Genomic DNA, 23,683 nt, shown 5'->3' on the forward strand with positions numbered 1-23,683 from the left:
CCAGTCTCGCGCGGTTCCCCGCGAGGCTGGCGCGCGCTGGCTTAACGCAGATTGAATGGGCGCGGTTCAACGGCGCCCCTGAAACTCCTTGAGATAGCTATTGTCCGGTGAAAGGATGATCGACGACGAGCCTTCGGGCGACGACCCGTCGGTGCCGAAGGTCCGCTCGTAGGACTGCATCGCGCGATAGAAGTCGTAGAAGTCGGCATCCTTGCCGAACGCCGCAGCATAGGTCTTGGCAGCGTCGGCGTCGGCCTGCGCGCGAATGATCTGCGCCTGCTTCAGCCCCTGCGCCTGAATCGTCAGCGCCTCCTGACGCCGCGCAGTCCGCATCCGTTCGAGCGCGCTGTCGCGCGGCGTGCCTTCGGGCAGCTCTGCCCGCTTGATCCGGACGTCCACGATCTCGGCGCCATATTGCCGCGCCACCCGGTTGAGGCCATTCTGGATATTATCCATCACCTGACCGCGTTCCGCGCTGAGCAGCGCGGCGAACTGGCGCTTGCCAAGCTCGTTCCTGAGCGCCGAGCCAAGGATCGGCCGCAGCGCTGAGGCCACGTTCTCGCTGTTCTTGGCGGTGATCACCATCCGCAGCGGATCAACGATACGGAAGCGCGCAAAAGCGTCGACCTGAAGCCTGGCCTGATCCGTCGAAAGCACCTGCTGGCGCTCCATCGGGATCGAGAGGATCCGCTTGTCGATCCATGTGATGTTCTCGACGAATGGGACCTTCGCTATCAGGCCGGCATGGGATTGACCAAAGCTTTCCGTCGGGTTGTACTGATTGATGATGCGCACCGGCTCGCCAAAGCGAAGCACGACACCCTGCTTGGTCTCGGGCACGATCGAGAAGGTGCTGGTGATCAGGATCAGCAGCGCAAGCACGACCAGCGCGGTCTGGATGGGATAACGGCTTATGCGTTCGATCAGGTTCATTGCCCCGCCTCCACCGTCGCGCGTGCGCGCTTCTTGATTTCGGGAAGCGGCAGATAGGGCGTGACCCCGGGCGCCTCGATCACGGTCTTGTCCACCTTGGCGAGAACCTTTTCCATCGTTTCGTAATACATGCGCCGCCGCGTCACTTCGGGCGCAAGCCGATATTGCTCATAGACCTTGTCGAACGCCGCGGCCTCACCCTGCGCCCTCGCGGTCACCTGCTGCGCATAGGCGCGCGCGCCATTGAGGTTGGATTCGACCTGCTGCTGCGCCGCCGCCACTTCCTTGAAAGCATCGTTGACCGCGCTCGGCGGATCGGCCTGGTTGATCGCGATACCCTGGATCTGCACGCCTGCCTTGTAGTCGTCGAGGATGCGTTGCATCGCTGCCGCAACCTGCTGCTCGATCTCGGTCCGCCCGCGGCCGATCGCGTCGTTCAGCGTGAAATTGGCGACCACCGCACGCATCGCGCTTTCCGCGACCTCCTGAATCGTCGGCTCGGGTTCGGCGAGCTGGAACAGATATTGTTCGGCCGCGCCGGGCTTGATGTTCCATCGCACCGAATAGGCAAGGTCGATCAGATTCTGGTCGCCGGTGAGCACCAGATTGTCCTCTCCGCCCGCCTGACCGATCTGGACGGTCCGAATCGCCTGAATGTCGATCTTTTCAACGCGCTCGATCGGCGCGGGCAGCGAAAAACCGACACCTGGCGCCAGCGTGCGCGAATATTTGCCGAACTGCGTAATTACGCCCGCCTGTTCCGGGCCGATCCGGTGAACGCTGGTGAGCGCGATCCACACGACGACGAAAGCGATGACGATCAGCGGCCAGACGGGTTTTCCGCCCGGGCGCGAGAAGCCCCCGCCGCCGCCGCCAAAGATCTCGCGCAGCTTTGCCACGATCTGGTCCATAGCCGACGGCCCCGGGCCGCCGCGATTGCCGCGCGGGCGCCCGCCCTCGGGCGGCCGGTTCCAGGGACTGGGCGGGCGATCGCCACCCCCGCCCGAACCGCCGCCGGAACCCTTGCCGCCGCCCCAAGGGCCGCCGCCACCTTCATTCAGCATCGCGTTCACGGACGCGAACCACCCCGATTTTTCGTTCATGAGGTCCATTATAAGAAGCGCTTTCGGGAAAAACAGTGGCATTGCCCGAAACTCTGCCTATTTGGCGCACATGACCGATACCGAGAGGCTTCTGGCCGCCATTTCGCCCATCTCCGGAACCCGCGCCGCCGCCCCGCGGCTGAGCGAGGGCCGGGCCAGCCTGATCCTCGACGTAACCGGGCTTTCGGGCGATCAGCGACTGAAGATGGAGGCCGATATCAAGGCCGCGCTGCTTGCGCTTCCCGATGTGGCCGACGTCCGCATCGCGATGACGAGCGAGAAAAAGGACCGCCGCCTGATTGTCGTCGGCAGCGGCAAGGGCGGGGTCGGAAAATCGACCGTCGCCGCCAATCTCGCAATCGCGCTCCGGCAGGCGGGCGTCAAGGTCGGGCTGATCGACGCCGATATCTACGGCCCGTCGCAGCCTCGACTGATGGCGACCGAGGGAGAACGCCCTCACGCCGAGGATCAGAAACTGATCCCGATCGACAGCCGCTACGGCATCCCTATGTTGTCGCTGGGCCATCTGGTGAAGCCGGGTCAGGCGATCGCGTGGCGCGGGCCGATGGCGGGCAACGCGCTCGGCCAACTCATCGACGCGCAATGGGGCGATGCCGAACTGCTGATCGCCGATCTGCCGCCGGGCACGGGTGACGTCCAGCTCTCGATGATCCAGAAGCACAAGCCTTCGGGGGCGGTGATCGTTTCGACCCCGCAGGATCTGGCGCTGATCGACGCGACGCGCGCGATCGACCTGTTCAATCAGGCCAATGTGCCGATTATCGGGCTGATCGAGAATATGGCGGGTTATCAGTGCCCGCACTGCGGCGAGGTTTCCGACCCCTTCGGCACCGGCGGCGCAGAAGCGGCAGCCAAAAGCATGGGCTACCCGTTTCTGGGCCGCATTCCGCTCGACATCGCAATCCGCAAGGCGTCGGACGCGGGCACGCCCCCGGCGGCGAGCAATGCGGCCGAAGGCAGGACATTTCACGAAATCGCGGCACGCCTGCGTGAATGGTTGAACCAACCCGTGCACTGACCATTTATATTTGCGTCATCCCCGCGAAAGCGGGGATCCAGCGGATTTTCGGGATCGACAGCGCGGTTACAAGCATTGTCTGGATTCCCGCTTTCGCGGGAATGACAATGAAAGGAGCAATGAAGCCATGCCCCTGACGCACGACGAAGACATTGCCCGATTGCTCGGCGACGCGCGCACGATTGCGCTGGTCGGGGCTTCGGATCGCCCCCACAGGCCAAGCAACCGCGTGATGAGGTTCCTCCAGGGTCAGGGCTACCGCGTGATCCCCGTCAACCCGCAAATCACCGGCGAGCATGTGCACGGCGAATTCGTCTGGCGCGATCTGTCGCAGCTCGGCGACCCGATCGACATCGTAGATATCTTTCGCCGCCCCGAAGCTGCGGGCGAAGCGGTCGATCAGGCGATCGCCATCGGCGCCAGGGCGGTGTGGATGCAGCTCGGCGTCATCAATGAGGCGGCCGCCGCGCGCGCCGAGGCAGCGGGGCTCAAGGTCGTGATGGATCGCTGCCCCGCGATCGAGATACCAAGGCTGGGGCTCCAGCCCGTCGGCTGATCACCCGGCCCACAGCATCTGCGCGACCGGGTTCTTCGGATCGGCAAGCAGCCGGATCGTCATTCCCACCGACATGACGACGAGCAGCGGGCGGATCAGCTTGCCGCCGAAGCGGATCGCGGTCATCGAGCCAAGCCGCCCGCCGACAATGCTTGCCCCCGCCATCGCGAGACCGAGCGTCCAGTAAATGTGCCCGCCGGCCGCCATCATGACCAGCGCGCCGATATTGCTCGCGAAATTCAGCAGCTTGGTGTTGGCGGTCGCGCGGATGAGCCCGAAACCGAGCAGCGAGATCAGGCTGATCGTGAAGAATGAACCGGTGCCGGGTCCGAAAAAGCCGTCATAAAAGCCGATCACCGCCGCAACCGCGCTATAGGCGGGGATCTCGATGCGGTGGCGCAGGTCGACTTCGCTCATCGAAGGCGACAGCAGGAAATAAAGCGCGATCAGGATCAGCAGCCCAGGCACGAGCCCCGCGAGGAAGGACGGGTCTATCCACTGCACGACGAGCCCGCCCAGCGCCGAGCCGCCGAACGATGCCGCCACCGGCCACGCCATCCGGCGCAGGTCGATATGCCCCGTTCGCCAGAAGGTGTAGCAGGCGGTCGCAGAGCCGAAGCTCGACTGGACCTTGTTGGTGCCGAGCGCCATTACCGGCGGCACGCCCGCGCCCAGCAAAGCGGGCAAGGTCAGCAACCCGCCGCCACCCGCAATCGCGTCGATAAAGCCCGCAATGGCGGCGATGGCTACGAGAAACAGGAAGGTTTCGGCGGCAAGTTCAACCATTGCGCCGCCTAGCGAACGATCCCTGTCTCGGCGCGTTCGCGGAGCCGCTCGACCGCGGCATCGTGAATTCCCGGCGCCGCGGCAATCATCCCGAACGCCTCACCCTTGGTGCTGTTGAAACGCAGCGCGCCGCCAAAGGCATCGGTCACGGCCACCCCGGCCTCGCGCGCGATCAGCACGGCGGCGGCGATATCCCATTCATTGCCCCAGCGGATCGTGGCGACCAGATCGGCCTCGTCGGCGGCGACCATCGCGATACGCAGCGCGATCGAATTGGGTTTTTCAACCGCGCTCAGGTCACTGTCGACCTTGGGTAGCGCGTCCGTTGGCACGCGTGCTCCGGCGAACTCGGTGCGACGACTGCCGACGAGCTTTTGCCCGTTGCGCCATGCGCCATGCCCCGCGACCGCGCGCCAATGTTCGCCGCGCGCGGGCGCATCAAGGACGCCGAGCACGGGCCGGCCGCCCTCCACCAGCGCAACCGACACCGCCCAGCCCGGCCGCCCGCGGATATAGTCGCGCGTGCCGTCGATCGGATCGACCACCCAGACGCGAGGGACGAGCAACCGGTCGGGGTGGTCGGCGGTTTCTTCGGACAACCACCCGGCTTCGGGATCGATTTCCGTCAGACGCGTGCGCAATATGTCGTTGGCGGCAAGGTCGATCTCGCACACCGGATTGCCCGGCGCCTTTTCCCACTGCGCGAACTCTCCGCGCCAGCGGCCATGCGCCATCGCCGCCGCTTCGGCCGCTGCCGCGGCCACCCGGTCGATCAGCGCCTCAGCCACCCGCGACCGTCATGCCATCGATGCGGAGTGTCGGCACGTTGCTCGCATAACGGAATTCTAGATCGTTGGCGGGAATGAGCGCGCGGTACATATCCTTGAGATTGCCCGCGATCGTCAGTTCGGCCACGGGCCGGGCAAGTTCGCCATTCTCGATGAGGAAGCCCGCCGCGCCGCGGCTGTAATCGCCCGTCACGCCGTTCACGCCCATGCCGATCAGCTCGGTGACGTAGATGCCCTGTTTGATATCGGCCATCAGCGCGCCGGGCGTGACACTGCCGGGCAGCATGTGGAGGTTGCTGCTCCCGGCGCCCGGCGCCCCGCCGATTCCGCGCGAGGCGTGGCCGGTGGGCTCGAGCCCCAATTGTCGCGCGGCGGCGGTCGCCATCAGCCAGCCGGTCAGCACGCCCTTGTCGATGATCGTGGTGTTGTGCGCCGCCAGACCCTCGCCGTCGAAGGGCCGCGAGCGCAGGCCCCGGACGCGGTGCGGATCGTCGACGATGGTGATGTCGGCGCCGAAGACCGCCTGCCCCAGACTGTCGAGCAGGAAACTGGTCTTGCGCGCGATCGCTGCGCCTGTGATCGCGCCTATCAGATGGCCAAGCAGTCCGCTTCCCACGCGCGGATCGAAGATCACCGGCATCGGCCCGCTCGCGGGGCGAACAGGATCGAGCTTGGCAATCGCGCGCTCCCCCGCCTGACGGCCGATAACGGCCGCGCCTTCGAGGTCGCTCAGATACCGCGCCGAATGATAGGCATAGTCGCGCTGCATCCCGCCGCCGTTCCCGGCGAGCACGCTGGCCGAGACGCCGTGTCCGGTGCCCGCATAGCCGCGCGCGAAGCCCGTGCTGGTGCCCAGAGCAATGACGGTGCGGCTCGCGCTCGCGCCCGCGCCCTCGCTATTGGTTACACCGTCGACGCTGCGCGCCGCATCCTCGCATTCGAGCGCCCGCGCCCTGAGCGCGGCCGGATCAACCTCGGCGCCATCGTCGATATCGATTGCGGGGAGTTCGTCGCGCATGAGCCGTTCCTCGGGCGCGAGCGCGGCATAGGGATCCTCGGGCGCCTCGCGCGCCATCGCGACGACGCGCTCGACCAGCGCGTCAAAGGACGGGGATGAAAGCGCGGACGTGGAGGCGCTCGCCGATCGCTGACCGACAAAGACGCGGAGGCCGATCTCCTCGCCTTCGGATCGCTCGACATCCTCGAGCGCGCCGAGCCGCATCTGCACCTGTGTGGAGGCGCCGCCGATATAGAGCGCGTCGGCGGCGTCGGCACCCGCCTTGCGTGCGCGTGCGACAAGATCGGCGACCTGATTTTCGGCTTGGGTTACGCTGAGCATCAGCCGCGCTTAGGCCGAGCGCGACGAAGGTTCAAGCAGCCGATCCGACCGCGCCGCAGGCAAGGAAGACGAGGAAGCCCGCAAAGCGGTTCGATCGGAATTTGATCAGGCCGTCGAGACCATCTTTGGGATTCAACGTCGCGACCTGCCAGAACAGGTGCAGCGCCGCGGGAAACAGCGCGACGAGCGCAAGCGGATCTGGCCTGAGCGTCCAGATAGCCGCGGCCCAGAGCAGCACCGCGAGCGCATAGCAGGCGAACACGCCGCCGCGCACATGGCTGCCCATGCGCAGCGCCGAAGAACGAACGCCGATCAGCGCGTCATCTTCGCGGTCCTGAAGCGCATAGAGCGTGTCATAACCGACCACCCAGAAGATCGACCCGGCGTAAAGCAGCAGCACCGGCACCGCGAGGTCGCCGCGGATCGCAGCCCAGCCGACGAGCGCCCCCCAGGTAAAGACGAGCCCCAGCCAGGCCTGCGGCCACCAGGTGATCCGTTTCATGAAGGGATAGGCGGCGACGAGCGCGAGACTGCCCAGCGCGACGATCTGCGCAAAGGGCTGGAGCTGGAACAGTACCACCAGCCCGATCAGGCACAGCAGCAGCAGCCACACCCATGCCGCCTTCAATGAGATCAGTCTGCTCGCAAGCGGCCGGCTGCGCGTGCGCGCGACCTGCCGGTCAAGATCGCGGTCGACGATGTCGTTGTAGACGCAGCCCGCACCGCGCATCGCGATGCTGCCAAGCAGGAACCAGAAAACCAACGGCCATTGGTGCGCCAGCCCGCCCGCGAGCGCCAGCCCCCATGCGCAGGGCCAGAAGAGCAGCCACCAGCCGATCGGCCGGTCGAAGCGCGCGAGCAGCGCGAAGCCGCGAATCTTTTCGGGGAGGACGCGCATAAGCCCGCGATACTGCGTGTCGGGAACGATCTCGGATTCGCTCGTCATCGGGGCGTCCTATTCCGATCTCCATCGGCCGTCACCCTGAACTTGTTTCAGGGTCCATTCGGACTATCCGGACACGCAAGTGTTTTCGTATGGATGCGGAAACAAGTTCAGCATGACAGCATCAAGGATTTTTCATGCCCGCAACCCCTGCATGGCCACCCGAAAGCGCGCCGCGGCTGTTCATCGACGGCGAGCTCGGCGACGGTCAGGAGATTCGCGTCGATGGCGGGCAGGCGCATTATCTGATCTCGGTGATGCGGCTGAAGCAGGGACAGGCGGTCAAGCTGTTCGACGACCGGACGGGCGAATGGGTGGCCGAAGCCGTCGCGATCGGCAAGCGCGACCTGATCCTGAATGTAACCGCGCGGTTGCGTGAGCGCGAGGCGGTTCCCGACCTCTGGCTCTGTGCCGCGCCGATCAAGAAGGGCCGCGTCGACTGGGTGGCGGAGAAGGCGTGCGAGCTGGGCGTCGGACGGCTGGTGCCAGTGCTTACGCGTCGCACCGTGATCGACCGCGTCAACACCGAAAGGCTGCGCGCGCACATGATCGAGGCGGCCGAGCAATGCGGGCGCACCGCGCTTCCCGAAATGGCCGAGCCCGTGAAGCTGGCCGCACTGCTCAAGGACTGGCCCGCGGGGCGCGTATTGTTCTTCGCGGATGAGGAAGGCGGCGTGCCCGCGTTCGATGCGATGCGCACGCATCCCGGCCCTGCCGCCATTCTTGTCGGCCCTGAGGGCGGCTTCGACGAGGAGGAGCGCGCCGCGGTCCGCGCGCTGCCCCCGGCGGTGGGAATCACGCTCGGCCCGCGCATCCTGCGCGCCGAGACCGCGGCGGCAGCCGCGACGAGCGTCTGGATGGCGGCCGCTGGCGACTGGAAAACCGCGTAAGCGCCTCATAAAAAACGCCTACCCCTTCACAAGTCGACCGCCGCCAACCATCTGCACATCCGCGCTGGCCAATGGGGGACGGCGCGGCTAAGGGCGGGCAATGAGCACAAAGACGGTTTCAAATGGCAACGATCCGGTCATTGAGACCCGGGATCAGCTCGTCGCGGCCTTCGCCAAGGGTGAAAAACCCAAGGAAGACTGGCGCATCGGCACCGAGCACGAGAAATTCGTCTATTGCGCCAGCGATCATCACGCCCCCTCCTATGACGAGCCCGGCGGTATCCGCGACCTGCTTGGCTGCATGACTCAATTTGGATGGAAGCCGGTCGAGGAGAACGGCAACGTCATCGCACTGTCGGGTTCCGATGGCACCGTCAGCCTCGAGCCCGCCGGACAGCTCGAGCTTTCAGGCGCGCCGCTGGAGAATCTGCACGAAACCTGCGCCGAGACGGGCCGCCACCTGGAACAGGTGAAGGCGATCGGCGACAAGACAGGCAAGGGCTTTCTCGGCCTCGGCATGTGGCCCGACAAGACGCGCGAAGAGCTGCCGATCATGCCCAAGGGCAGCTACGACATCATGCTGCGGCACATGCCGCGCGTGGGCTCGCTCGGTCTCGACATGATGCTTCGCACCTGCACGATCCAGGTCAATCTGGACTATGCGAGCGAAGCCGACATGGCGAAGAAGTTCCGCGTCGGGCTGGCGCTCCAGCCGCTTGCGACCGCGCTCTTCGCCAATTCGCCCTTTACCGAGGGCAAGCCCAACGGCTTCCTTTCCTATCGCAGCCATATATGGTCGGACACCGACCCGCAGCGCACGGGCATGCTGCCCTTCGTGTTCGAGGACGGGTTCGGATATGAACGCTATGCCGATTACGCGCTCGATGTGCCGATGTATTTCGTCTACCGCGACGGCAGATATATCGACGCCGCGGGCCAGAGTTTCCGCGATTTTCTGAGGGGCGAGTTGCCCGCACTGCCCGGCGAGTTGCCAACCGAATCCGACTGGTCCGATCACCTGTCGACCGCCTTTCCGGAGGTTCGCATGAAGAGCTTCCTCGAGATGCGCGGCGCGGACGGCGGACGCTGGAACAAGATCTGCGCGCTCCCCGCCTTCTGGGTCGGGCTGCTCTACGACCAGAGCGCGCTCGACGCGGCATGGGACCTGGTCAAGGACTGGTCGATGGATGAACGCCAGTTGCTGCGCGATTCCGTCCCCAGGCTCGCGCTCGACGCGCCGGTTGCGGGCGGCCGCACGCTCCACGATATCGCGCCTGAGGTTCTCGAGATCGCGGGTGCCGGTCTCAACGCCCGCGCACGACTCAACTCGTCGGGCGACAACGAAAGCGGCTTCCTCGACCCGCTGCGCGAGATCGTGGCGTCAGGCAAGGTGCCCGCGCAGCGCCTGCTCGACAAATATCACGGCGAATGGGGCGGCGACCTCAGCCGGATCTATGCCGAGATGAGCTTCTGACGCCCAGCCCTCAGCGTGGTCGGGCCGATGTCCGCTATGTCGTGGAAAGCTGAAATTGCTCCCCTCCCTGGAAGGGAGGGGCCGGGGGTGGGTGGCGAGCGAAGCGAGCCCCTTCAGACCTCCGTGTTTTGATCGCCGGACGGCGATACCCACCCCTAACCCCTCCCTTGCAGGGAAGGGAATGAAGGGCGCCACCAGCCGCTACCGACGGATGTCCGCCTTTTGGGTCGAAAGCGGACGCTTTCTGCCCCGAACTATTTGCAGTTGCGCGGCCTTACCGAGTTTACCGAATAGACGGAGCCGCCGCGCGTGTTAACGGTGATACATTGCTCGGAAGAGGCGCGCCACCAGGTCGTATAGCGGCCGTCATAGTCGGTCTTGTTGCTATCGGTGGTGACGAAGCCGCGGCGCGAGAGTTCGGTTTCGCCGTCGATGCGGCTACGGCCCACCAGATCATTGACGTTCACATAGCCGCCATAGCCGCCGCCATTATAATAACCTGGCCGATAGGACGTCTCGTATCCGCGCTGGCGTACGCCCGCGGCATAGCCCTCCGAATAGGCGTCGGTGCGCGAATAATTGTGATAGCTCTGGTTATAGAGGCCGTCGCGATAGCCGCGTTCATAGTCGCCCTCACGATTCTGGTCGTTATAGTGATTGCCGTCATCATGGTCGTGCGATTTGTGGCTGAGCGCGATCGCCCCGATCAGCGCCGCCGCACCGATCGCGACCGCAGCGGCGGTGCCGTCGCTGCCGCCCTTCTGATTGCAGTCGCTGGCGCCGGTCGACTGGATCGCGGCATAGCGTCCGTCGCTGGTCGTCACGCGCGCGCAGACCTTGCGCGAGGCGTTCCACCAATAGGTGTAGCTGTTCTCGCTGCCCTTGCGGCTATCGGCCAGATAATAGCCGCGCGCCTCGATCTGGCCCTCGGCTTGCCCTGCGCGGGCGCCGACAAGATCGGACAGGTCGTTGGGGGTGGCGGCCGTTGCCGTGACTGGATTGAGCATGATGAAAGTGACGGCGCATGCCGCTGCAGCCGAACCGAAAAGTCGCATCGCGCCAGTCCTTCTCCGATGGAAATTCAACGCCTTTGCATTGGCATCGGAAGGGGCTGGAGAGTCAATCGCTTTTGACGCACTGCGTGCCTGTCATGGGCGCCCGCACCCGACGTCGTAAAGCTCGGCTGAGCCTGTTACTCGGCAGGTGCGAGATTTGCCGGCGTACGGCCCGTGAGCCGGCGGATAAGCCTTGGGATCGGGCCGTTACGCTCCATCCAGTCCGCATATTCGCGGTAGGCGGGGTCCTGCCCGAGATGTGCTTCCTCGGTCCGTGCACGCCAGTAATAGACGCCGCTGACGATTGCGAGGATGGCGGTGTTGCGTGCGGCGTCGACGAGGCTGCCCGAGGTGGCGAAGAAGGGGAGCAGTGAAAGCCACCAGAACAGGTTCTTCGACAGATAGGCGGGGTGCTTGGTCCAGGCATAGGGGCCGTGGGTCAGGATGCCGCGGTGCGTGAGGTTGGAAAAGCGCAGTCCGAACGCAACCGTCGCCCAGGCATAGATGGCGGTGAGCAGCACCAGCGCAAGCCCCGTCCCCACCAGCAACACCGGATAATTGGCGAACCACATCGCCCAGTCGCCCGCGGCCTTGTGATGGTCGAGCGGGCCGCCGGGATTCATCAGGATGAAGGGCGGGTAGCAGATCAACGCGGCTGTCCAGCCCGCTGCATAAGGGTTGGCCGAGCGGATATGCGCGTCGAGCGGCTTCATCGTCAGCGCATAGCCGACGGTTGCGAACATCACGTCGACGACGAACATGCCTGTGATGAGCCAGTTGATCATCGGCACCGGCCCCGACAATATCTCCGCCATCGGCGCGCGGACGAAATCGCCGAATCCGCCGGGCACGATCGAGATCATGAAGGCGAGGAAGAAGGCCTTCACCGCCCAGGCGCGGAAATGGTCGTAAAGCTTCTCGGGGTCGGCCACGCCCTGCCCCGCGAGCCATTGCCCGAAAATCCAGGCGCCGTCGCGCGGATCCTTCAGGCGGCGATCGAGCCAAAGCACATAGGGGATGGACAGCCCCACAAGCCACGGAGCAACGGTAGCCAGCACCGACATGGAGAACTGGTAGCCGCCCTCCCAATACCAGCGCCCGATGCAGTAAATCACCGCGATGAGGCCCCAGGTCGCCCAGAGCCCGGCGATCTTGCTGATGCTGATGTCGAGCGTCTCGGAAAGCGGCTTGGGCAATGCGGACCAGTCAATGCCCGTCGAGGGATTGCGGTGGACGCGATCGACGAGCAGCGACCAGACCACCATCGGCAGCGCGCACCAGAACACCGCCATCAGCGCCGAGTTGGGCCCATCCATGCCGAACTGCCGCGCGATCGCGATCCATGCGAACAACCCCGCAAGCCCCGCCACACCCACGCCGTGGCTCACCGCCGAGCGCGGGCGCGGATCGGCGATCGCGGCTTCGGCCTCGATCTGGGCGTGGGCATTCATGGTACCCGCTTAACCCGCAATGGTTAGCGCGGAGTGAAGGCGGTGAGGCTCCACAGCTAGCCCTGTCTGAACCAATTCGGAATCAAGCGCCGAGTACCCCGGTGAAGGCCGGGGTCCAGAGTGGCAGGCTGCGGTGCGTGTTACTCCTGGACCCCGGCCTTCGCCGGGGTACTCGGTAGTGCGTCAGATTAAGCACATGACGCTCCAGCTCAAGACGACGGGCGCAGCGCGCCCCGCGCCAGATGCGTTTCGATTGCGCGCGCGGTGCCGCGCGCGATCCGGGCGCGGCCCTGTTCGGAGAAGAGGAATTTGGTGTCCGCCTCGTTGCTCAGATAGCCGGTTTCGAACAGCACCGAGGGTGTATCGGGCGCCTTGAGCACCACCAGCGAGGCGAAGCGGTGATAGAGCGTGCGGAAGGGCATATAGGTCGATGCCTCGCGGTGCAGCAGCTCGGCAAAACGCGTCGAAGCATCCATCGTCTCGCGCTGCGACAGGTCGATCAGGATCGCGCTGACCGCCTGACTCTGCCGGCCGAGATTGACGCCGCCCAGCATGTCGGCGCTGTTCTCGCGCGCCGCCAGCCGCGCAGCCTCGCGGTCGGAGGCGACCTCGGACAATGTGTAGAGCGTCGCGCCGCTTGCCTCGGGATTTTCGGCGCTGTCGGCGTGGATCGAAAGAAACAGGTCTGCCTTCAATTGCCGCGCAATCTCGTAGCGCTGGGGCAGCGCGATGAAATGGTCGTCGTCGCGGGTCAGCGCCACACGGACGCGGCCCGACCGGATCAGCTCGTCACGGATCGCACGCGCGACGGCGAGCGTCGCGGCTTTTTCGCGTTCGCCACTATGCGGTGAGATCGCGCCGGGATCGTGCCCGCCATGGCCGGCATCGAGCACAACGAGCGGCCGCCCCTCGGGCCCCGATATCTCGGGCAAAGGCGGCGCCGGCCTTGGCGCGCCGAGTGCGAGGGTGATGTTGTAACGGCTGCGTGGTTCGGGCGCCTCGCCGCATCCTGCACACAGCGCGGCCAACAGCAGCGACAGCCCCATCGCGCGCCGCTTGCCCAAGATCACTGGAAGCTCCCCGCCAAAATCCCCATATTTGCGAAATGGCAGGCAATGCGCGCGGAATCGAGCGAAAACTTCGTTGGCCCGTGCCGCGTCCGCCCGCGAGCACCGCGAAGATGAACGGCTTTTTGTTGCCCCTGCTGCCGTGCGATGCTAGCGGTGCACGTTGCCGACGAACCCTTAGGGTACGCACGGCGGTTTTGGGATCGTCCTTCGGGACGACAATTTCAGGTTGACGCTTGCATGAGGCATTTCTCCCCCGCACCGCATTCCGGCCGATGGGCCGGCAATGCTTCGGGCTTGGGGGCGGTTCCGGCGATGATTGCCGGACGTGCGCACGCAGCAACAGCACCACTTTACACTGCAACCCGGGCGAACGCGACGCGGAGTGAAGCTTTCCGCGCGCCGTCCCCACAATTTGGCGCGCCGCCGGCCTTGAGTGCCGGCATCGGGCGCGCCCGGAGTATTTTTAATGACCATGCGCATGCTGATCGACGCGCGCCACCGGGAAGAGACCCGCGTGGCCGTCGTCAAGGGAAACCGGATTGAGGAGTTCGATTTCGAGTCCGCCGAGCACAAACAGCTCAAGGGCAATATCTATCTCGCCAAGGTAACCAGAGTCGAACCGTCGCTCCAGGCGGCTTTTGTCGACTATGGCGGCAATCGCCACGGTTTCCTGGCCTTCAGCGAAATCCACCCCGACTACTACCAGATCCCCAAGGAAGACCGTGAAGCGCTGCTTCGCGAGGAGGCCGAGCACGCCGCCGAGGAAGAAGCTCTGCGCGCCAAGCACGAAGATGCCGAGGACGAGGAGCACGAGGGCGAGGACGGCGAGCATAATGACGGCTTCGAAGACGTCGACAATGGCGACCCCGTCGATGAAGAGGGCGAAGGCGAAAACGAAAGCGACGCAGAGGGTGGCGAACCCCGCCGCGGCCGTAAGCGTGGCCGCGCGCAGGCCGATGACGGTGCGGTCGAGGCGCTCCGCCAGAAGCGCATGGCGCTGCGCCGCCGCTACAAGATCCAGGACGTCATTCGCCGCCGTCAGGTGCTGCTCGTCCAGGTCGTGAAGGAAGAGCGCGGCAACAAGGGCGCCGCGCTGACCACCTATCTCTCGCTCGCCGGCCGCTACTGCGTGCTGATGCCCAACACGTCGAATGGCGGCGGCATCAGCCGCAAGATCTCCAATGCCGGTGACCGCAAGCGCCTGAAGTCGATCATGGCGGACCTCAAGCTGCCCAGCTCGATGGGCTGCATCGTCCGTACCGCCGGGCTCCAGCGCACCAAGACCGAGATCAAGCGCGATTTCGATTATCTGGCGCGACTGTGGGACGAGATCCGCGAAAACACGCTTGCCGCGACCGCGCCCGCGCTGGTCTACGGCGACAGCGACCTGATCAAGCGCGCGATCCGCGACATCTACAACCGCGACATCGAGGAAGTGATCGTCGAGGGCGAGGAAGGCTATCGCCAGGCGAAGGACTTCATGAAGCTGCTGATGCCCAGCCATGCCCGGCGGGTGCAGCCTTATTCGGACGCTGTGCCGCTGTTCCAGCGATCCAATGTCGAGGATCAGCTCGCCGCGATGTACAACCCGACGGTCCAGCTCAAGTCGGGTGGCTATCTCGTGATCAATCCGACCGAGGCGCTGGTCTCGATCGACATCAACTCGGGGCGGTCTACGCGCGAGCATGGCATCGAGCAGACCGCGGTCGCGACCAACCTCGAAGCCGCACACGAAATCGCGCGCCAGTTGCGCCTGCGCGACATGGCCGGCCTCGTCGTCATCGACTTCATCGACATGGAGAACAACTCCAACGTCCGTAAGGTCGAGAAGGCAATGAAGGCCGCGCTCGCCAATGACCGTGCGCGCATCCAGGTCGGCAGGATCAGCTCGTTCGGGCTGATGGAAATGAGCCGCCAGCGCTTGCGCACCGGCGTGCTCGAAGCCTCGACGCGCCAGTGCCCGCATTGCGAGGGCACCGGACTGGTGCGTACCGCATCGTCGGCGGGTCTGTCGGCACTGCGTATGCTCGAGGACGAGGCCGCACGCGGTCGTGGCAGCCGATTGACGCTGCGCGCGAGCCAGGAAGCGACGATCTACGTGCTCAACCGTAAGCGCGCCGAACTCGCGGAGATCGAGGATCGTTACGGCGTGACCATCGACATCCTGCCCGACGGTGAAACCGAGGGTGCACGGATGAGCGTCGAATCGAGCGGCCCGCCGCCCGAACATGCGCCGCGCTTCGCCCCTGTCATCGTCGAGGAAGACGAGGATCTTCCGATCGAGGAGGACGAAGAGGAAGAAGAGGAAGAGGCCGAGGAGACCGAGGGCAGCCGGGAAGAACGCGCCGAGCGCGAACGCGAAGGCGGACGCCGCCGTCGGCGCCGCGGCCGCGGCCGGCGTGGTCGCCGCGAGGAGGGCGAAGGCCGCTCCGACGCAGAGATCGCGACCGAAACCGAGGCAGCCGCCGAAGCCGAAGCCGAGACTGAGGGCGAGCCCGCAGAGGCTCACGCGGAAGCCGTGCAATCGTCCGAGGACGAGGAAGGACGTGAAGCCAAGCGTCGTCGCAACCGTCGCGGTCGTCGCGGCGGACGCCGCCGGCGCGAGGGCGAGGCGCAGGACGAGGCTGGCGAAGCCGCCGACGGCCAAGCCGAAGCCGAAGCCGAAGCCGAAGCCCCTGCCGAGCCCGAGGCTGCGGAAGCCGCACCTGAGCCAGTGGCTGAGGAAAAGCCCAAGCGCACGCGCCGCCGTCCCAAGGCCGAGGCGAAAGCCGAAGCCGTCATCGAGGCTGCGCCCGTAACCGAGGCCGAACAGCCCGAGCCCGTCGCAGAGCCCGAAGCCGAGGCAGCGCCTGCCAAGCCCAAGCGTACGCGCAAGAAAAAGGCCGACGTGGAAGCTGAGCAGCCAGCGCCCGAGCCCGTGCCCGCCGCGGAGCCCGAAGCCGAGGCAGCGCCGGCCAAGCCCAAGCGCACGCGCAAGAAAGCCGCACCGAAGGTCGAGACGCCCGAGCCTGTGGCTGCGGCCCCGGCAGCGGCTGAATCCGAAGAGCCGGCGGTTGCGTCCGCCGCAAACGATGCAGCGGATGAAGGCGACGATTCTCCCCGCCGCGGTTGGTGGCAACGAACCTTTGGCGGGCAGGAATAAACTTCCGATGTCGGAAGGGTGCGGTCGTTCGGCCGCACCCTTTCCGGAACCCTGCTTTTCATCGGCGGTTCATGTGCGGGGGAAGAGGTAGAGGGCAAATGGCCATTCAATCCCGCTCCCTGGTGCACGTGTTTCGCGCTACCATTGCGTTGCTCGTTTCGCTGGTGCTGCTCGTCCAGCCCGCAATGGCGCAATCGATCCTGCGCGACGCGGAGACCGAAGCGGTGCTCGACGAGATGTCAGCGCCGCTGATCAAGGCCGCCGGGCTCGACCCCCGCAACGTCAAGGTCGTGCTGATCGGCGATCCTTCGATCAACGCGTTCGTCGCGGGCGGCCAGATCGTTTACATGAATTCGGGCACCATCATGCAGGCGGACAACGCCAATGAGGTGCAGGGCGTGATCGCGCACGAACTCGGCCACATCGTCGGCGGGCACATCATCCGCTCGTCCGAGGGGATGAAGACCGCAACGGGAATCACGATCCTGAGCCTGCTCGCAGGGATCGCCGCGGTCGCAGTAGGCGCAGGCGAAGCGGGCATGGGGATCATGGCCGCAGGGCAGCAGGCCGCGCTCGGCAAATATCTGGCGTTCAGCCGTACCCAGGAGTCCTCGGCCGACGCCGCGGGCGTCGACTATCTCGAAAAGGCGGGGATCAGCGGCAAGGGCTCGCTCGCCTTTTTCAAGCGCATCCAGAACCTCGAATATCGGCTCGCGATCCCGCAGGACGACAGCTATGGCCGCACCCACCCGCTGAGCGGTGAACGTCTTGCGGTGCTCGAACACCAGTACAAGTCATCGCCCAACTGGGACAAGCCGACAGACCCGGGACTGGAAGAGCGTTTCGAACGCATCAAGGCCAAGCTGAAGGGCTTCGCCTCGGATCCCAAGGACACGTTGCGCGACTATCCCGAACGCGACAAGACCGAGCCCGCGCGTTATGCGCGCGCCTATGCGTGGCACAAATCGGCTTATCCCGACAAAGCGCTCGAAGAGGTCAACGCGCTGCTCGCAGCGCATCCGCACGACCCCTATTATCTCGAGCTCAAGGGGCAGATTCTGCTCGAATCGGGCAAGCCCAATGAGGCGCTGCCGGCGTTGCGCGAAGCGGTAGACCGCACGCGTGCGCAGCCGCTGATCTCCGCGCTTTTCGGCCATGCGCTGATCGCGACCGAGGATCCGAAGAATTTCGAAGAGGCGCGCACCGTATTGCGCGCCGCGGTGACGCGCGACAACGACAATCCCTTCGCCTGGTATCAACTGGGCGTCGTCTACGAGCGTGAGGGCGACCTGCCGCGCGCGCAACTCGCGACCGCCGAGCGCTATAATCTGGAAGGGCGTTCGCAGCTCGCGCTTGCCAATGCCCGTCAGGCGATGCAGGGGATCAAGGAAGGCACGCCGGACTGGCTTCGCGCACAGGATATCGCGATGGTCTCGGAGGCCGCAGTGCATGAGGAACGCCGGAAGCGGTGAATATGACCAAGGGAAAATCGATCATGATCGCTGTTGCCGCGTTTCTTGCGGGTGCCGCGGGCACCGCGCTCGCCACGGGCGCGCTGACCTCCACGCCGCAGGTGAGCGACGCCGAACGCGCCAAGATCGAGGCGGTGGTGCGCGACTATATCCTCACGCATCCCGAGATCATCCCGCAGGCGATCGAGAAGCTGCAGAACCGCGAGGTTGCCAAGTCGATCGACACCCACCGCAAGGCGATCGAGACGCCCTTCGCGTCGGCCTGGGCGGGCAATCCCAACGGCAATGCCACGCTCGCCGTCTTTTTCGACTATGCCTGCGGCTTCTGCCGCAAGAGCCTTCCCGATATCGAGCGGCTGCTGAAGGAGGACAAGAACCTCAAGATCGTCTTCCGCGAGCTGCCCATTCTGAGCGAAGACAGCGAAAAGGCCGCACGCGTGAGCCTCGCCGCCGCCGAACAGGGCAAGTTCAAGCATTTCCACGATGCACTCTATGCGTCGGGCCGCCCGAGCGCGGCCGCGGTCGAGAAGGCATCGCGCGACGTCGGTCTCGACGCCCGCACCGTCGAGACCGCGATCGGCTCCGAAGCCGTTCAGAACGAGATCGACAGCAATGTCGCGGTGGCGCGTTCGCTTGGCTTCAGCGGCACGCCGAGCTGGGTCGTGGGCGATCAGGTGCTCAACGGCGCGGTGGGTTACGAGGCGTTGAAGGAAGCGATCGCAGAGGCGCGCAAGTCCTCGGGCGACTGAACGCTGTTCCTAATGCAGCCAGCGTAAAATCTGACCGATATCGGTGCTCCGGGCTTGCCCCAGCCCATGCCGAAAGCGGCAAGGCGGCCGGACAAATGGGCTCCTGCTTTCGCAGGAGCACCGAACCCGAATCGACGTATCGTGGTCCAGAATATTGCACTTGGGTTGAAGCATTTGCTGTCGCCCGGCTACGACCAAACAATCTCTAGACCGGCAACCACAGGCGCGCCCGAAGGCCGCCCCCTTCGCGGTTGGCCAGCGTCAGCCGTCCGCCATGCTGGAGCGCGATCGCGCGCGCCAGCGCTAGGCCTAACCCCGTGCCGCCGGTTTCGCGGCTGCGCGATTCCTCGAGCCGCGTGAAGGGCTGGAACATCGCCTCGATCCGGTCTTCGGGAATGCCGGGGCCGTCATCGTCGATCGTGGTGACCACGCCGCCGTCTTCGGAACCCACCGCAACCACCGCTCGCCCGCCATATTTGACCGCGTTGTCGATGAGGTTGCGCACCGCGCGCGTGATCAGCGTGGGTCGGATCGTAACGGTCGTGCGCGGCGCCTCGGCGAGGCTTACGTCCGCGCCGAGCGCCTGGAAGTCGTCGACCACCGAATCGAGCAGCGCACCAAGATCGACCCTGGTTTCGGCCTCACTGGGCCGTCCCAGCCGCGCGAGCGAGAGAATGTCGTCGAGCGTGCGGTTCATTTCCTCGATCGTGCCCGCGGCACGGTCGCGCTCACCCTCGTCGTCAATTCCCTCCACGCGCAGGCGCAGCGAGGCGAGCGGCGTCCGGAGATCGTGCCCGATCGCGCCAAGCATCCGGTCCTTCTCATCGAGCATGCCCGCGATGCGCGTGCGCATGCCGTTATATGCGGCGATCAGCCGGCGGACGTCGCCGGGACCGCTTTCGGGCACCGCCGTGCCGCCTTCGGCGCTGCGGAAGGATTCGACCGCGCCGGTAAGCTGCTGGAGCGGGCGCGCAATCCGCCTGCCGATCCAAAGCACGGGGACGAGCATCACCGCATAGAGGATCAGCGTCTGCGCGATCAGCCAGAAGATGAAGCGATTGTCGCGATAGGGCAGTTTCGCGGTCGCGCTGATCCAGCGCCCGGGCGCCACCTGCGCGGTGACCACCAGCGTAGGCCGCGGGCCACGGTCATCGCCGATCACCGCGCGGCGCGCCTGCGTCATGCGTTGAAGCCGGTCGCCGCGGTGGATGTCGCCTTCGGCCGCCTCGATGCGCAGCACCGGAATTTCGAGTTCGGCAAAGGCCGCGCGCGCGCGATCGGCGATATCCTTGCGCGGCCGCATGTTCGGGCCGATCACGCTTTGCTGGTTCAGTCGAATCCCGCGCCACGCGGGAAGATGATGAAAGCGCCGCTCGACGGGCTGTCCCGCGCGATCGCGTTCGACCGCGTCGATCAGTCGCGCAATCGTTGGCGCGCTGACCTGCGTTAGCACCAGCCGCTCTCGCTCACGCAGCGCCAGCGCGAAATTGATCGCCTGCGCCACGAGCAATGCGATCGCCATCAACAGCGCGATCTGCCCGGAAAGGCTGCTGGGCCAGAGCCGCCTCACAGCCGCGCGACTTCAGTCGAAAGCGTATAGCCCCCACCCCATACCGTCTTGATCAGCATCGGGTTTTTCGGATCGACCTCGATCTTGCGGCGCAGCCGGCTGACCTGATTGTCGATCGCACGATCAAACGCATTGGCCTCGCGCCCCTGGGTGATATCGAGAAGCTGGTCGCGGCTCAGCACGTGATTGGGGCGCGTGACCAGCGCGAGGAGCAGATTATATTCGCCCGTGGAGAGCGGGACGGTGACACCCTCGCTATCAACCAGAATGCGTTCTCCCGCCTTCAACACCCAGCCGGCAAAGCCGTAGCTGCTGCTTTCGGGTGCGGACTGGCGCGATCCGCCGCCCCCTGCGCGACGGAGTATCACCTTGATCCTTGCGACGAGTTCGCGTGGGCTGAAGGGCTTGAGCACATAGTCGTCGGCGCCCATTTCGAGGCCCACAATACGGTCGGTCTCTTCGCTCTTCGCGGTAAGGAGAATGACGGGAATTTCGCCCGTCTCGCGGATATGGCGGCACAGGCTGAGGCCATCCTCGCCGGGCATCATGATGTCGAGCACGACCAGGTCGATCGCATAGCCCTGAAGCCGCTGGCGCGCTGCCGCGGCATCGGCCACCGCGGTTACCCGAAACCCGCTCTTCTGCAGATAGCTGGCAAGCGGCTCGCGGATCGAGCGCTCGTCGTCGACGAGAAGGAGGTGCGGTCGGTCGGTCATGCGTCGGTCGAACCCGTCATGGCGAAGCGGCGGCCAGGATGCAAACCCTGCCCGCCGCCCCGATGAAACGCCTTATTTGGGTTCGCCGCGTTTCGCCTTGAACGCGGCGCGTGCCGCATCCCGCTCCTGCTGCGTCACCTGACTGTCCTTGTTGGCGTCGGCGCGATCGAACATCGCAAGCGCTCGCGACTGGAACTCGGCCTTGGTGACCGTGCCGTCCTTATTGGCGTCCATCATGCCACCCGTGCCGCGTCCGCCGCGGTGCCAGCGACGGCCCTCGCCGCGCTCGCCCGTCTTTTCGCCGCGCTCGGCGCGCTGCGCCTGGCGCTTTTCGTGCGCTGCATCATATTCGGCGCGGCTGACCTGACCATTGCCATCGGCGTCGAGCGCCTTGAAGCGCGCGTCGGCGCGCGCCTTGTGCTGCGCGTCGCGTTCGGCCTGGGTGATCTGGCCGTCGCCATTGGTGTCGAGCCTGGCGAAGCGCTGGTCGAGGCTGGCGGTCAGCTCGGCGCGCGTGACGGTGCCGTCATTATTCGTGTCGGCGCCGTGCATGCCGCCACCGCGGTGCATGCCGGGATGGCCGGCATCGCCCCCCGTCTGCGCGATCGCGATACCGCCCGCGAGCAGCATGGCGCCAAGGCCGGTCGCCAAAATCATCTTCTTCATGGTCGAAAACTCCACATACATACGGGCACGTTGCCCGCCGATGCTGTGGTTTATGCGCGGCACCTGTCGCTGGAATTTGTCAGCGGCGCGGAAAAGTGTCGCAAATTGTCGCTGCGGAAGCTGGAGCGGGTGACCGATTCCAACATTAATTCCACTGCTCAGATCGATCGTGAGAGCCCAATCGTCCGGCGAGGTATCAGCCAGGCCACCTCACTTTGCCGTGGAAGTGCTAACGGCGGGCGGCTGGGAGGGTGGGGCCGGTATCTGCAGCCACCCTTGCAGGTAGGCAGCGAGCAACGTTGCGATCACGGCCGCGACTATCCCGATCACCCAAGACGCCATGGAGGGCCAAATGCCTCCGAGCAGCCCCTTCTTCTTCTCCCGAAGATAGATCGCTGCAAACGGCACATAGCGGGAGTGTAGCCAATTGACCGCGACGATCAGGGCAAGAACGGCCCCCATCAAGATCGCGCGGTCCCCCAATCCGCTCAGACTTGGCAGGAACACCACCGCGCCCAGCAGCATGAGTTGATTTATGCCGATACCCCACCGCTTGAAATTCGTGATGTAGGTTCGTTCGTACCGTTTCAGGTCACGCTTCAGCGTCTCAAGCTGACCGAGCACCCATGCTTCATTCGCCCCTTGGGTCATGGCCGAGTTCACTTGGGGACCAAACTCGATAGAAACGACCTGGTTGGACCCCGTGCCATCCGGTTTCGAGGCAAAAATCTTGATGATCTCAGCCTTATCCACACTGAACTGGAGCTGCTTGAAATCTTCTAGATAACGGGCCTGTTCTGTCCCCGCGACGACGGTAACGATGACGCTGGGGAAGTCGCGACGAATGCTCTCCGCAATCTCCGTGATCTGCTCCCGATCAATTTCAATCGCGCCGAAGTTGTGTCGCGCGATGTGGAACTGCTCCGCCCTTTGGATATCGTCAGCCTGCTCGCCCCCTGCATGGGGAAAGAGAACGAAGGTCCCGGCTGATCCGATGATCGTTTGCCAGTCGCCGTGGATTTCACCCTTGGCATTCATCGTGCCGGTGACGGTGAGTTCCCCAAACTCGACATCCTCGATCTCAACTTGAGGCTGCCCGGTGAGTGTCAACGTCGGCGCTTCAAAAGCGCCCTGCACAGAATAGACGGCGATCCCCACGCCCTGCTCATTCATGCGCAAGGTGCCGGTAAGCGCCGAATCTTCACCTTCGAGCGTGACGAACACATTGCCTATGTTCGTACCCCACGCCTTACCCGCCCATCGCTTTGTCAGTGCCATAATGCCCCCTTGCCCCCGGACATATCTGAACGTCACTAGGAAGAACAGGCGAGCGAAAGCGTCGTCCGCAAACTAACGGAGCTTAACCCACTGATGTTATCGGTGGAGCGGGTGAAGGGAATCGAACCCTCGTCGTAAGCTTGGAAGGCTTCTGCTCTACCATTGAGCTACACCCGCGCGGCCGCCCTCTTCCTTGGCCGGCACCGATTTGTCAATGGGGCGCGTCCTCGACGGGGATCGGATCGGCGAGCGTTATGCCGTCGAGCACCTGCGCGGTTTCGTCGCGCACGCGCAGCATCAGTTGCCGAAGACGGCACTTTCGTTCTTCGAGGCAGTTCTTGCATGTCTCGTGCGCGAACCGGCTGGCACAAGGGACGAGCGCGAGCGAACCGCGCGTCAGCCGGACGATGTCGCCATAGCTTATGTCGACGGGCGCCAGCGCGAGCCAATAGCCGCCATCCTTGCCCCTGAGCGTCGCCACCAGCCCGGCGCGGCTCATCTCGGAAAGGATGACTGTCAGGAACTTTGCCGGGATATTCTGCGCGTCAGCTATCTGGGTAAGCTGGATGGGGCCTTCACCATAATGGTCGGCCAGGTGCTGGAGCGCGCGGATTGTGTACCGGGTCCGTTGAGAAAGCATGTTGCGTCAATGAACCGGAAGAC

General features: G+C 65.0%; 21 protein-coding genes and 1 tRNA gene. 7 read left to right on the forward strand and 15 right to left on the reverse strand.

Annotated elements, in window-relative coordinates:
• Positions 1-66: 66 nt before the first annotated feature.
• Together hflC and hflK are read right to left on the reverse strand one after the other, a co-directional pair.
• The gene (gene hflC / locus D3876_RS17430; RefSeq protein WP_119764670.1) at positions 67-933 is read right to left on the reverse strand and encodes a protease modulator HflC; all 867 of its coding nucleotides are present in this window, start codon (positions 931-933) and stop codon (positions 67-69) included.
• A complete protein-coding gene (gene hflK / locus D3876_RS17435) occupies positions 930-2,036 on the reverse strand; it encodes a protease modulator HflK (RefSeq protein ID WP_119765635.1) in 1,107 nt (368 codons plus the stop codon). The genes hflC and hflK overlap by 4 nt, the downstream gene beginning before the upstream one ends.
• A 70-nt stretch (positions 2,037-2,106) precedes the next feature.
• Here hflK and D3876_RS17440 point away from each other — a divergent pair, with 70 nt between their 5' ends.
• Together D3876_RS17440 and D3876_RS17445 are read left to right on the forward strand one after the other, a co-directional pair.
• Positions 2,107-3,075: an Mrp/NBP35 family ATP-binding protein gene (locus tag D3876_RS17440; RefSeq protein ID WP_119764672.1), complete on the forward strand. Its 969-nt coding sequence runs from the start codon at positions 2,107-2,109 to the stop codon at positions 3,073-3,075.
• Positions 3,076-3,202: 127 nt separating this feature from the next.
• Entirely contained in the window at positions 3,203-3,631 is a 429-nt protein-coding gene (locus D3876_RS17445) for a CoA-binding protein (RefSeq protein ID WP_119764674.1), read from the forward strand.
• Here the strand turns inward: D3876_RS17445 and D3876_RS17450 are convergent, their stop codons facing one another.
• From D3876_RS17450 to ubiA, 4 genes are read right to left on the reverse strand one after another with little or no spacing between them, the layout of a single operon-like run.
• Positions 3,632-4,417: a TSUP family transporter gene (locus D3876_RS17450; protein WP_119764676.1), complete on the reverse strand. Its 786-nt coding sequence runs from the start codon at positions 4,415-4,417 to the stop codon at positions 3,632-3,634.
• Between the two features lie 8 nt (positions 4,418-4,425).
• The gene (locus D3876_RS17455; protein WP_119764678.1) at positions 4,426-5,205 is read right to left on the reverse strand and encodes a 3'(2'),5'-bisphosphate nucleotidase CysQ; all 780 of its coding nucleotides are present in this window, start codon (positions 5,203-5,205) and stop codon (positions 4,426-4,428) included.
• On the reverse strand, positions 5,198-6,544 hold the full coding sequence (locus D3876_RS17460) for a TldD/PmbA family protein (RefSeq protein ID WP_119764680.1): 1,347 nt from the start codon (positions 6,542-6,544) through the stop codon (positions 5,198-5,200). The genes D3876_RS17455 and D3876_RS17460 overlap by 8 nt, the downstream gene beginning before the upstream one ends.
• A 31-nt stretch (positions 6,545-6,575) precedes the next feature.
• Positions 6,576-7,490, reverse strand: a complete 915-nt coding sequence (gene ubiA, locus D3876_RS17465; RefSeq protein WP_119764682.1) for a 4-hydroxybenzoate octaprenyltransferase — start codon at positions 7,488-7,490, stop codon at positions 6,576-6,578.
• Positions 7,491-7,624: 134 nt separating this feature from the next.
• Here ubiA and D3876_RS17470 point away from each other — a divergent pair, with 134 nt between their 5' ends.
• Positions 7,625-8,377, forward strand: a complete 753-nt coding sequence (locus D3876_RS17470; protein WP_119764684.1) for a 16S rRNA (uracil(1498)-N(3))-methyltransferase — start codon at positions 7,625-7,627, stop codon at positions 8,375-8,377.
• Positions 8,378-8,477: 100 nt separating this feature from the next.
• Positions 8,478-9,851, forward strand: coding sequence for a glutamate--cysteine ligase (locus D3876_RS17475; protein ID WP_119764686.1), 1,374 nt, complete (start codon positions 8,478-8,480; stop codon positions 9,849-9,851).
• Between the two features lie 254 nt (positions 9,852-10,105).
• Here D3876_RS17475 and D3876_RS17480 read toward each other — a convergent pair whose 3' ends face one another.
• The 3 genes from D3876_RS17480 to D3876_RS17490 all read right to left on the reverse strand — a co-directional run bounded on the left by D3876_RS17480 (position 10,106) and on the right by D3876_RS17490 (position 13,427).
• The gene (locus D3876_RS17480; protein WP_119764688.1) at positions 10,106-10,906 is read right to left on the reverse strand and encodes a hypothetical protein; all 801 of its coding nucleotides are present in this window, start codon (positions 10,904-10,906) and stop codon (positions 10,106-10,108) included.
• Between the two features lie 137 nt (positions 10,907-11,043).
• A complete protein-coding gene (locus D3876_RS17485) occupies positions 11,044-12,357 on the reverse strand; it encodes a methyltransferase family protein (RefSeq protein ID WP_119764690.1) in 1,314 nt (437 codons plus the stop codon).
• Positions 12,358-12,566: 209 nt separating this feature from the next.
• Positions 12,567-13,427, reverse strand: a complete 861-nt coding sequence (locus tag D3876_RS17490; protein ID WP_420801977.1) for an N-acetylmuramoyl-L-alanine amidase family protein — start codon at positions 13,425-13,427, stop codon at positions 12,567-12,569.
• A 466-nt stretch (positions 13,428-13,893) separates the two neighbouring features.
• On the opposite strand from D3876_RS17490, the gene D3876_RS17495 reads away from it, so the two are divergent.
• The 3 genes from D3876_RS17495 to D3876_RS17505 all read left to right on the forward strand — a co-directional run bounded on the left by D3876_RS17495 (position 13,894) and on the right by D3876_RS17505 (position 18,790).
• Complete coding sequence (locus tag D3876_RS17495) at positions 13,894-16,569, forward strand: Rne/Rng family ribonuclease (protein WP_119764692.1); 2,676 nt, start codon at positions 13,894-13,896, stop codon at positions 16,567-16,569.
• A 98-nt stretch (positions 16,570-16,667) separates the two neighbouring features.
• Positions 16,668-18,041: a M48 family metalloprotease gene (locus D3876_RS17500; RefSeq protein ID WP_119764693.1), complete on the forward strand. Its 1,374-nt coding sequence runs from the start codon at positions 16,668-16,670 to the stop codon at positions 18,039-18,041.
• A gap of 2 nt (positions 18,042-18,043) precedes the next feature.
• Complete coding sequence (locus D3876_RS17505) at positions 18,044-18,790, forward strand: DsbA family protein (protein WP_238475428.1); 747 nt, start codon at positions 18,044-18,046, stop codon at positions 18,788-18,790.
• A 205-nt stretch (positions 18,791-18,995) separates the two neighbouring features.
• On the opposite strand, the gene D3876_RS17510 is transcribed toward D3876_RS17505, so the two are convergent.
• The 6 genes from D3876_RS17510 to D3876_RS17535 all read right to left on the reverse strand — a co-directional run bounded on the left by D3876_RS17510 (position 18,996) and on the right by D3876_RS17535 (position 23,660).
• The gene (locus D3876_RS17510) at positions 18,996-20,360 is read right to left on the reverse strand and encodes a sensor histidine kinase (protein WP_238475429.1); all 1,365 of its coding nucleotides are present in this window, start codon (positions 20,358-20,360) and stop codon (positions 18,996-18,998) included.
• Positions 20,357-21,076, reverse strand: coding sequence for a response regulator (locus tag D3876_RS17515; RefSeq protein ID WP_119764695.1), 720 nt, complete (start codon positions 21,074-21,076; stop codon positions 20,357-20,359). The genes D3876_RS17510 and D3876_RS17515 overlap by 4 nt, the downstream gene beginning before the upstream one ends.
• A gap of 72 nt (positions 21,077-21,148) precedes the next feature.
• The gene (locus D3876_RS17520) at positions 21,149-21,742 is read right to left on the reverse strand and encodes an EF-hand domain-containing protein (RefSeq protein WP_119765643.1); all 594 of its coding nucleotides are present in this window, start codon (positions 21,740-21,742) and stop codon (positions 21,149-21,151) included.
• Positions 21,743-21,952: 210 nt separating this feature from the next.
• The gene (locus tag D3876_RS17525) at positions 21,953-23,020 is read right to left on the reverse strand and encodes a hypothetical protein (RefSeq protein ID WP_119764697.1); all 1,068 of its coding nucleotides are present in this window, start codon (positions 23,018-23,020) and stop codon (positions 21,953-21,955) included.
• A 103-nt stretch (positions 23,021-23,123) separates the two neighbouring features.
• Positions 23,124-23,197: transfer RNA gene (locus D3876_RS17530), tRNA-Gly, on the reverse strand.
• Between the two features lie 34 nt (positions 23,198-23,231).
• Complete coding sequence (locus D3876_RS17535; protein WP_119764699.1) at positions 23,232-23,660, reverse strand: RrF2 family transcriptional regulator; 429 nt, start codon at positions 23,658-23,660, stop codon at positions 23,232-23,234.
• Between the last annotated feature and the right edge of the window lie 23 nt (positions 23,661-23,683).

The organism is Sphingomonas cavernae, from assembly GCF_003590775.1.
Taxonomy (GTDB): Bacteria; Pseudomonadota; Alphaproteobacteria; order Sphingomonadales; family Sphingomonadaceae; genus Sphingobium_A; species Sphingobium_A cavernae.